Annotated in this window: 7 protein-coding genes and 1 tRNA gene; all 8 read right to left on the minus strand. The window is 61.5% G+C overall.

Annotation, left to right across the window (positions count from 1 at the left end):
• Positions 1–60: 60 nt before the first annotated feature.
• Positions 61–147, minus strand: a tRNA-Leu gene (locus ACH2EI_RS14170).
• Positions 148–186: 39 nt separating this feature from the next.
• Positions 187–429, minus strand: coding sequence for a preprotein translocase subunit SecG (gene secG, locus ACH2EI_RS14175; protein ID WP_395154437.1), 243 nt, complete (start codon positions 427–429; stop codon positions 187–189).
• 45 nt (positions 430–474) lie between these two features.
• On the minus strand, positions 475–1,008 hold the full coding sequence (locus tag ACH2EI_RS14180) for a hypothetical protein (protein ID WP_395154438.1): 534 nt from the start codon (positions 1,006–1,008) through the stop codon (positions 475–477).
• Positions 1,009–1,018: 10 nt separating this feature from the next.
• Entirely contained in the window at positions 1,019–2,110 is a 1,092-nt protein-coding gene (locus ACH2EI_RS14185) for an ABC transporter ATP-binding protein (protein ID WP_395154439.1), read from the minus strand.
• Entirely contained in the window at positions 2,107–3,114 is a 1,008-nt protein-coding gene (locus ACH2EI_RS14190) for an ABC transporter ATP-binding protein (RefSeq protein ID WP_395154440.1), read from the minus strand. The genes ACH2EI_RS14185 and ACH2EI_RS14190 overlap by 4 nt, the downstream gene beginning before the upstream one ends.
• Positions 3,111–4,178, minus strand: coding sequence for an ABC transporter permease (locus ACH2EI_RS14195; protein WP_395154441.1), 1,068 nt, complete (start codon positions 4,176–4,178; stop codon positions 3,111–3,113). The genes ACH2EI_RS14190 and ACH2EI_RS14195 overlap by 4 nt, the downstream gene beginning before the upstream one ends.
• Positions 4,179–4,187: 9 nt before the next feature.
• Positions 4,188–5,069: an ABC transporter permease gene (locus ACH2EI_RS14200; RefSeq protein ID WP_395154442.1), complete on the minus strand. Its 882-nt coding sequence runs from the start codon at positions 5,067–5,069 to the stop codon at positions 4,188–4,190.
• A 236-nt stretch (positions 5,070–5,305) separates the two neighbouring features.
• Positions 5,306–7,021: ABC transporter substrate-binding protein (locus ACH2EI_RS14205; protein ID WP_395160515.1), on the minus strand; the 1,716-nt coding region annotated here is incomplete at its 5' end.

Raw genomic sequence — 7,021 nt, forward strand, 5'->3', positions numbered from 1 at the left:
ACCTCACCCGAAAAAGCCGTTGACCAGGGCCGGAGCCCTGGTCAACTGGAACTTCCTGAGTGTCGAAGATGGGACTTGAACCCACACGCCCATTAATAGGGCACTAGCACCTCAAGCTAGCGCGTCTGCCAATTCCGCCACTTCGACGTGGTGTTGGCCTGCAATGTTAGCGCAGGCCAAAGCTCGCTACACCCGCTCGAGCAGGAAACTCACCCCAACGAGGCTGAAGATCCAGATGAGCGAGAGGACGAACGTGATGCGGTTCAGGTTGCGCTCAGCAGCCGTCGACCCAAGAGCGGCACCGCCACCTCCACCGAACATGTCGGAAAGGCCACCGCCCCGGCCACTATGCATCAAGATGCCAGCAATCAGGCCGAACATGGAAGTCACGTTCAGAACAAGAGTGAGATATAGCATGACGTCACGCACGGGGCGAGACTCTAGCGGCCCGTCGGGCCTTTGCGGGTGCATGAATCACCCATCTGGCAGCCAACGTTTCCGGCGATACGTCCACGTCGGATCGATCGCCTCCGGCGGCTGCACCATTTCGTCGATCCCCAACGTGACATACCGATTTTCAAGCAACTCAACAAGCTCCTGGAACTCCCTTAATGCCTCACACTGATCGACGAGCAGGTACCGCCGGCGACCCACCTTCACCGCCATCCCGCCGGGCGTGAGACCCTTCAGAGCACCTGCGATCGAGGGACGGGTACGGGTGAGTTGGCCAACGCGATCCCAGGCGATGAAATGCCGTCGCAGTAGCGGCCGACGCTGCACACCGTCGGTCGTGAACGTCGACGCGACCGGAGAGTCGAACAACACTGAAGTCAGAAACACCACGCCCAGTACCAGGATGATGATCGGGATCACCGCGCCCTCGGTGTTGATCGTCGATGCCAGACCAACGCCAAAAACGGCGAGTGCGCCGAGGAAACTCAAGACGAGGCTCTTCCACGACGAATGGAGAGTCACCGAGCCACTCGGGCCGTCGGCCTGATCCGCCATGCAGCACCGCTCAGTTCTTGGTCGAAACCTGCGCCTCGCGGCCCAGTTCCTTCACACGTACCAGCAGGGTCTCACCCACCTCAAGCGGGAAGTGACACGACACCTGATGGCCAGGGGCGAACTCAACGAGCTCAGGCGTGTCTGTTTTGCACTTGTCTTGTGCCACCGGGCAACGCGGGTGGAAACGGCAACCCGACGGCGGGTGAGCCGGACTCGGCACGTCACCCTGCAAGATGATGCGGCTACGTGACCGCTCACGCCTCGGGTCAGCCACCGGCACGGCCGACAGCAGCGACTGCGTGTACGGATGCGCCGGGTTCTCGTAGAGCGAGTTCTTGTCGGCCACCTCGGCAATACGGCCGAGGTACATCACTGCAACACGGTCGCTCGTATGGCGGACCACCGAGAGGTCGTGCGCAATGAAGATGAACGACAGGTCGTACTCGTCCTGGATCTCGTCAAGCAGGTTGAGCACCTGCGCCTGGATCGACACGTCGAGTGCCGACACAGGCTCGTCGAGCACGATCACCTTTGGACGAAGAGCAAGCGAGCGAGCGATGCCGATGCGCTGGCGCTGACCGCCGGAGAACTCGTGCGGGTACCGGTTGCCGTGCTCGGCCAGCAGGCCGACACGCTCGAGCAGGTCGCCGACACGCTGGCGCGCCTCTTTCTTGGGGACCCCGTGGATGACCATCGGCTCACCGACGATGTCCCGGATCGGCAAGCGAGGGTTGAGCGACGCATACGGGTCCTGGAAGACCATCTGCAGGTCACGGCGCAACTCACGCAGACGGCCCTTCGACGCCAGCGTGACGTCTTCGGTGCCGAACATGACCGTGCCCGATGTGGGCTCGACTAGGCGGAGCAGTGAGCGGCCGAGCGTGCTTTTGCCACACCCCGACTCGCCGACGACACCGAGGGTTTCGTGCTGGAACAAGTCGAGGCTGACGCCAGATACCGCCTGAACAGCGCCAACCTGGCGCCGAAACACGCCAGCTCGGATCGGGAACTCTTTGACGAGGTCACGGATCTTCAGGATCGGCTCACGGGCACCGACGCCGTCGAGCGCACCGCTCTCAACTGTCTGGTCGGTCGCGCTCATGATGCATCTCCAGCTGAGGCGCCGGCGGGCGCAGGAAGTTCGTGGACAAGCACACAGCGACTCGTATGGTTCACGCCTACGGGGATCCGTGGCGGCACCTCAATTGCGCACACATCCTTGGCAAACTTGCAACGGGGGCGGAACGCGCAGCCCGCCAACGGGTTGAGCAGGCTCGGCGGATTGCCCGGAATCGGGCTCAGCTCTTCCTTTAAGCCGTCGATGTCAGGGATCGACTCGAGCAGTGCCCGCGTGTACGGGTTCTGGGACTCGTAGAAAATCTGATCAATCGACCCGGTCTCCATCAGGCGGCTGGCATACATGACCTGCACACGGTCAGCCGACCCGGCGACGAGGCCGAGGTCGTGGGTGATCAGCATCATTGCCGAACCCGTTTCGGCCTGCACCTCGTGGAGCACTTCCATGACCTGAGCCTGAACGGTGACATCGAGCGCCGTGGTGGGCTCGTCAGCAATCAGCAGCTTGGGGTCGTTCGCGATCGCCATGGCGATCATCGCTCGCTGGCGCATACCGCCCGAGTATTCGTGCGGGTACTGCGACGCACGCTGCTTCGGCTCGGGCACGCCAACCAGTTTCAACAGGTCGATGGCTTTCGTCCACGCCTCTTGCTTAGAAACCGAGCTGTCGTGGACACGGATGGTCTCGACGATCTGATTGCCAACCGAGAACACTGGGTTCATTGCGGTCATCGGGTCCTGGAAGATCATGGCGACGTCGCTGCCACGGATCGCACGCATGTCGCGGTCACTCATGTTGAGCAGGTCGTGGCCGTCAAAGTTGACGTTGCCGGTGACAATCGTGTTGTCCGGGTGCAACCGCATCAGTGCAAGCGCCGTGACGGACTTACCCGAACCCGACTCGCCGACAACGGCAAGCACCTCACCTGGAAAGATCTCAAAATTGATGTCCGTTGCTGCCTGAACGACGCCCGACTTCGTGGCAAAGCCGACGTTCAGGTTTTCGACAGTAAGGAGTGGTTGTGTCATGACTCGCTCCGCTCGTTTTGTGAGAGGTTGGCATCCTGCAACTGGCCGACAGTCATGTCACCCTTGCCCATCTGCTTCCGGGCCTTCTTGGCCGCCTTCTTCGCCTGCTGGGTTTCCTTGCTGTCCGCACCGGTGGCTCGGGGGTCGAGCGCGTCGCGTAGACCGTCACCGAGGAAGTTGACACACAACACGATCAACACGATGAAGATGCCAGGCGTCAAGACTCGGAGCGGGTCACTGTCGATGTCACCCTTCGCGTCACGCACCAGCGTTCCGAGTGAGGCGTTCGGGGGCTTGACGCCAAGGCCGAGGAACGACAGCGTCGATTCGAGCACGATGACCGAACCGACCAACAGCGTGATCTCGACGGCGATGGCACCCATCACGTTGGGCAGCAGGTGCCGAAACAAGATGCGCGAGTGCGACGCCCCAGCAGCCTTGGCCGCCATGATGTATTCCTGCTCCTTGATGGAAAGGATCACGCCGCGCACGACTCGTGCGATACGGGTCCACAGCAGCCCGGCGAGCACCAGGGCGAGGCCCCACTTTCCGGCGCCGTACTTGTTGGCGAAGACCGACAACACAATGATCGCAGGGACGGTGAGGATCAGGTTGACCAGGTTGGTCACGACGATGTCCCACAACTTGCCGAAGTAGCCGGCAAGCGCGCCCAGAACTGTTCCGACGGTGGTCGCGACAAAGGCGGCGATGACACCGATCTGCATCGAATACCAGCCGCCTCGGGCTGTACGCACGAAGAGATCGCGGCCAATTTCGTCGGTGCCGAACCAGTGCTCGGCCGACGGACCCTGCTTGCGGTCACGGACGTTGCGCTGGTCGAATTCCCACTCACTGAACAGCGGTCCGACGAGGAACAGCACCACGAGGAGCAAGAGGCCGATCCCACCGATGAGTGCGAGCTTGTGCCCGAAGAAACGTTCCCGGGCCAACTGCCCGAACGTCTTCGGCCTTTCCGACAGGCCTTCGGCGTCGGCAACAGCAACCTTGTGTGGCGTCGATGTCGGTTCCGAGTCGGAGTTCGGACGAATGTCAGTATCAGCCATGTCAGTTCCTCAGCCGAGTCGGATTCGTGGGTCGAGGATGCCGTACAGGACATCAGCAAGCAAGTTGAACGCCACGGTGATGATCCCGGTGAACATCACGATCGCCATCAGGAGATCGAGATCGGCATCGCCGAGCGCCCGGAGGAAGGCCTGGCCAATACCAGGCCAGGAGAAGATCGACTCGGTGACGACCGAACCGCTGAGCAGCCCCGAGAAGCCGAGCGCCCACAACGTGACGAGCGGAATCAATCCGTTGCGCAAGGCGTGCTTCCACACCACCGTCCGTTCGCTGAGCCCCTTGGCTCGAGCGGTGCGGATGTAGTCCTGATTGAGGGTTTCAAGCATCGACGATCGGCCGAAGCGGCTGTCGGCAGCGATCCCCAAGATGGCGAGCGACGTTGCGGGCAACGTCACATCTCGCAGCAGCTGGAAGAAGTTTTCACCGGTTTTTCGGCCGGTATTAAACGGCTTGAATCCGGTCCACTGCTCGAACTTCACGGCGAAGACGACCTGCAAGATCAAAGCGAGCACGAAGGACGGCATCGCGAAGCCGATGAAGCTCAAGCCGGTGAAGGCGTAGTCGCCGACCGAGTACTGGCGGCGCGCCGAGTAGACCGACAGCAGCAGCGACAGAACAGCGCCAAGGAGAAATGCAGGGATGGCGACCATGGCGGTGTTCCAACCACGCGTCCTCATCACATCGATGACGGGCTCGCCGATCGAACTGGAATCACCGAAGTCGCCGCTCAGCAGGTCAGCGAAGTAGGTGAACGGGCGGACGAAAAGGTTCGTGTCGAGGTTGTACTGCTGCTCGATTCGGTCGAACCCTTCCTGACAACGCGGGAGGCAGATGTAGAACTCGGAGAGCGGATCAACGGTGGCGGAAACCATGACGTGAACCAGATACATCGCAAGAACGAGTAGCGGGATGGCGATGAGAACACGCCGTGTGACATAGGCAAACAAGGTGACGACCGACCTGTCTGAGGTGAGAGCGCGAATAGGAAAGTGATCGGACCGTACAACACAACGCGTGTCACTCAGAACTGTTTCGGGACGCAAACCGGGGTCTCGCCGAAGCGAGACCCCGGAACAATGCGTATTCAGGTTTTCAGGTATTCAACTGATCAGTCAGCGAACTTGAAGTCCACAACGTTGGCTAGCGGGCCTGCGCCCTGGGCATCAGGAGCGACGCCAGCCTGGCTGAGATCCGACGTGAAGCCGTAGAACGACGGCTTCTGCGTCAGCGGCAGCATGAACAGGCCGTTTTCTGCATCGAGTTCGAGCGTCGTCACGTAACGGTCGATCACGTTGTAGCAAGCGGCGCGGTCTGTGTCGTCGACAGTTGCGTCGCACTCGTCAGCCTTCGCTTCGAACTCGTCGTTGGCGAACCCGTACGGGTTGTTCTCGCCACCGGCGCGGTACGAAGCAATCTGGCCACCGGGCCACGGTCCGCCGACCCATGCGAACTGGGTGATGTCCCAGATGCCGCAGTTGCCTTCGGCTCCGCCACTGACGGCGCAAGCGATTGCGTCTTCGGAGAATGGAATCTCACCGAAGTACGCGCCGCCCTCAACGTTGTCGATGACGATGTCGATGCCGGCATCGGCCATCTGGGCCTGGATGAGTTCCTGCTGGATCTCACGCAGACGGTTGCCGCCGGTTGTGCCGACACGGAGTGTCAGAACGCCGTCTTCGGGATGCTCGAAGATGCCGTCGCCGTTCATAACGTAGCCAGCGCCTTCGAGGGCTGCGACTGCCGAATCGACGTCGCCTGCACCGTATCCGGCATCTCCAGCGTGGTTCTCGTATGTGCTCTGGTTGGACAGCCACATCGTGTTGCCGAGGCCCTCAGCGGGGAGGGAATCGCCAAACAGCGCGGTGTAGAGGCCGGCCATGACTTCCGTCTTGTCCATCGCAAAGGCGAGTGCTTCACGAACGGCAGGCTTGGCAAGGTGCACGTTGTTGAGGTTGAGGCCCCAATGCTCGAAGACCGGGCCGGCCGACGATGCCACCGTGAAGCTGTCGCTCGAGGCGAGGTCTTCGAAGGCGAGCTGCGGCTGGGTCATGACGATCTGTGCTTCGCCGGCCTGCAGTGCGTTGATCTGCGCATCGGTGTCGGTCACGAAGTTGATCTGCACGCCATCAACGAAGGCGATGCCGTCGTTCTGAGCGTCGGGGCTGTTCGAGCCGTTGTACGAGTCGTTGCGGACGAGGTCCATCTGGACACCCTTGTTCCACGAGCTGAACACCATGGCACCTGAGGAGGCAATGGTGTCGCCACTCGGTGTCGTCCACTCGCGGAGGCCGTCGTTGAGCTCGGCTGCAGCAGCGACCGGGTCAGCGTTGAACTGGTGCATCGGGTAAATCTCGTTACCGACGCCCTGGTAGCCAGCAAAGAAGGTCGACCAGGTGATCGAGAACTCAGTTGGGCTACCTACCGTGATGTCGGTGATGGTGTCAAGACCGGTGCGGTCGCCGAGGAGGTAGACGTAGGCGGGATCGCCGTCTTCGTCTACGCCGTCAGAAGCGAGGAGTACGTCGAGGGTCCACTTGACGTCGTCAGCGGTGAGGTCGTCGCCGTCGCTCCAGACGAGGCCGTCACGGAGCTCGTACGAACCCGTGACCGAGCCGTCGGCGTTGGTGGCGAGGGTTGCTGCACCATCAAGGAGTTCGGGGTAGTACTCGGTGGCACCCGAGATGCCGTACAGACCTTCGATCATCGCGGAACGGATCCACGATGTGATCGACAGGTTGTTTTCCGGGTCGTCCAGGTGGAGATCCGGCGGCTCTTGCTCATGCGCCCAGATGAGGGTGTTGCCACCGCTCGCTGCGGGTGCGTC

Source organism: Ilumatobacter sp. (genome assembly GCF_041688325.1).
GTDB lineage: Bacteria > Actinomycetota > Acidimicrobiia > Acidimicrobiales > Ilumatobacteraceae > Ilumatobacter_A.